Annotated in this window: 3 protein-coding genes; 2 read left to right on the plus strand and 1 reads right to left on the minus strand. The window is 58.4% G+C overall.

Features of this window, described 5'->3' with window-relative positions:
• Positions 1–847: 847 nt before the first annotated feature.
• Together G405_RS0114525 and G405_RS0114530 are read left to right on the plus strand one after the other, a co-directional pair.
• On the plus strand, positions 848–1,102 hold the full coding sequence (locus G405_RS0114525) for a type II toxin-antitoxin system Phd/YefM family antitoxin (protein ID WP_022702249.1): 255 nt from the start codon (positions 848–850) through the stop codon (positions 1,100–1,102).
• Positions 1,099–1,536 (plus strand): type II toxin-antitoxin system VapC family toxin, encoded by a 438-nt coding sequence (locus G405_RS0114530; RefSeq protein ID WP_022702250.1) that lies wholly within the window; start codon positions 1,099–1,101, stop codon positions 1,534–1,536. Before G405_RS0114525 ends, G405_RS0114530 begins: the two co-directional genes overlap by 4 nt.
• Here the strand turns inward: G405_RS0114530 and G405_RS0114535 are convergent.
• Positions 1,499–1,948, minus strand: coding sequence for an acetyltransferase (locus G405_RS0114535; protein ID WP_022702251.1), 450 nt, complete (start codon positions 1,946–1,948; stop codon positions 1,499–1,501). The two genes, G405_RS0114530 and G405_RS0114535, sit on opposite strands and share 38 nt — an antisense overlap.
• Positions 1,949–2,130: the final 182 nt, after the last annotated feature.

Consider the following 2,130-nt stretch of genomic DNA (forward strand, 5'->3'; position numbering starts at 1 on the left):
ACCTTCCGTCAACCCCTCATGTGCAGCGCCGAAACGCCAAACCCGAGGGCCAACCAAGGAGCGCGGTTTCTATAAGAACCAAACTACCCGGTCAATCGCTTTTTCAGGGCCGCTGCAGTTGCGAGCTTTCCGTTCAAAGCGTGAGGCGCGGTGTCTAACGATCCCGCATCTCTCGGTCAACCCTGTGTCCGCATCCCGTTTCAGCGTTTCGCATTCACGGTCTGCGGCGACATGAAACAGAACTGAAAGCATCAATTCTGTTCTGGTGACCGCTTCGAAACATCTTCAGAAAACTATGTTTCCTGCAGCTGCCTCTTTAACGAAGAACGCGGTTGGTAAGGACCGTCCGGCTCTGCGTCAATCGACTTTCTCAGGAACCCCGCAGTCGGCGGTGCGCCCTCAAAAGTGCGAGGTGCGGTGTCTATAGACCCCGTCCCTCTTCGCCAAGTCCGTTTAGCAGAGGATCTTCACTTGCGTGTGTCTTCGCTCTGTTAACGATCGACAAAGCGGGAAGTCCCGTTTGTCATCCTGACGCCCGCTTCAGAACTGCTCCGTATCCAGAAGGAAATCAGGGCAGCCCGTCGCTGGGAGGCGGTGTGTACGCCCCTCCCCTGATGCGGTCAACGCCGTGTGTGCAGTCGCCGGCGCCTTTTGGCGCCTGCCCCTACGCATTCCCAATGCTCTCACGGCGACCGCAAGCCCGCGCCGGCGGCGCCGCTCCAAGATCTCTTCGAGCCATTGAAGCGCCAGTCCCTGGCTTGCCCGGGAAATGAATGCTGTTCAGCCTTGCCTCCATTGATCTGACTTCCCATTTGTAGTAACGTAACCACAAATTCTGGAGGCCGACATGTCGATCACCACTGTCAGCAGTCGCGAACTGAATCAGGATCTCGGCGCCGCCAAGCGGGCGTCTAAGACAGGGCCCGTGATCATCACCGATCGCGGCAAGCCGGCCCATGTTCTTTTGTCTATCGAAGACTATGAGCAACTGACCGCGCAGCACGTGAGTCTGGTCGACGCGCTCGCCTTGCCGGGCCTGTCAGACATCGCGCTGGAGCCTGAGCGCGTGGCGCTCGATCTCAACGTGCCTGACCTGACATGATGATGCTCGACACCAATGTGGTGTCCGAACTCAGAAAAGTCGGTGATGGGCGCGCCGATCCCAACCTTGTCGCCTGGCTGACAGATAAGGATGCCGGACAGTTCTATCTCTCGGTCATCAGCCTGATGGAGCTTGAGATCGGAATTCTTCGGATAGCCCGCAAGGATGATGTGAAAGGCGCTCTGCTCAGACGCTGGATGGAAGAGCATGTCCGGCCGGCCTTCGCGGGACGTGTGTTAGCGATCAACGAAGCCGTCGCCTTGAGATGCGCAGACCTGCATGTGCCTGACCCGCGTTCAGAACGGGACGCGCTGATTGCGGCCACCGCCCTGGAACATGGCATGTCGATCGTGACTCGCAATGTAAAGGACTTCATCCCCACAGGAGTCCCGCTGATCAATCCGTGGGAGCCCCGCCCCGCGCAAGATGAATGATCGGATAGGCCCGCCCCTGATCGTCCCGGTCAGATCGCCCCGTCTCAACAAACCCCAGAGCTTTGTAAAAAGCTATGGCGCCGGGGTTTTGCGCGTTCACATCTGTTGTGAGATCGCCGTGCAGGGTGATCGCATGCTCGACGAGTGACCGGCCCACACCCCGGCCATGTAGATCCGGGTCAATGAAGAGCGCGTCCATATGACGGCCGGTCACCATCATGAAGCCGGCGATGAGATCCCCCTCCACTCGCGCCAACCAAAGCGGCGCTTGCGGCAGGAACTCAGATACCTCGTGATCGAGGGACTGGCGATCTTCGGGCGAGAGAAAGTCATGCGTAGCGTCGACGGCTGAGCGCCAGATCTCAATGACTCGGTCGCCATGCCCTGGCTGCGATGCAATGATTTCAATCATGACGGCTCTCCGAGGTCATGCCTGGTTCGCGAAACAACAAAACCCCCGGCCAGATGGCGCGGGGGTTTTGTATGTTTTGATGTAAACCGGAGAATGTAATTGCATCGTGTCTAGCGGACCGGGCGGCGACCTACTCTCCCATGCCTTAGGACATAGTACCATTGGCGCAGAAGGTCTTAACG

This window comes from Oceanicaulis alexandrii DSM 11625 (assembly GCF_000420265.1).
In the GTDB taxonomy this organism is placed as follows: domain Bacteria; phylum Pseudomonadota; class Alphaproteobacteria; order Caulobacterales; family Maricaulaceae; genus Oceanicaulis; species Oceanicaulis alexandrii.

Bases quoted from the DNA above. Each gene is read 5' to 3' on its own strand.
- G405_RS0114530 (WP_022702250.1), top strand. From the start codon at position 1,099: ATGATGATGCTCGACACCAATGTGGTGTCCGAACTCAGAAAAGTCGGT.
- G405_RS0114525 (WP_022702249.1), top strand. From the start codon at position 848: ATGTCGATCACCACTGTCAGCAGTCGCGAACTGAATCAGGATCTCGGC.
- G405_RS0114535 (WP_022702251.1), bottom strand. From the start codon at position 1,948: ATGATTGAAATCATTGCATCGCAGCCAGGGCATGGCGACCGAGTCATT.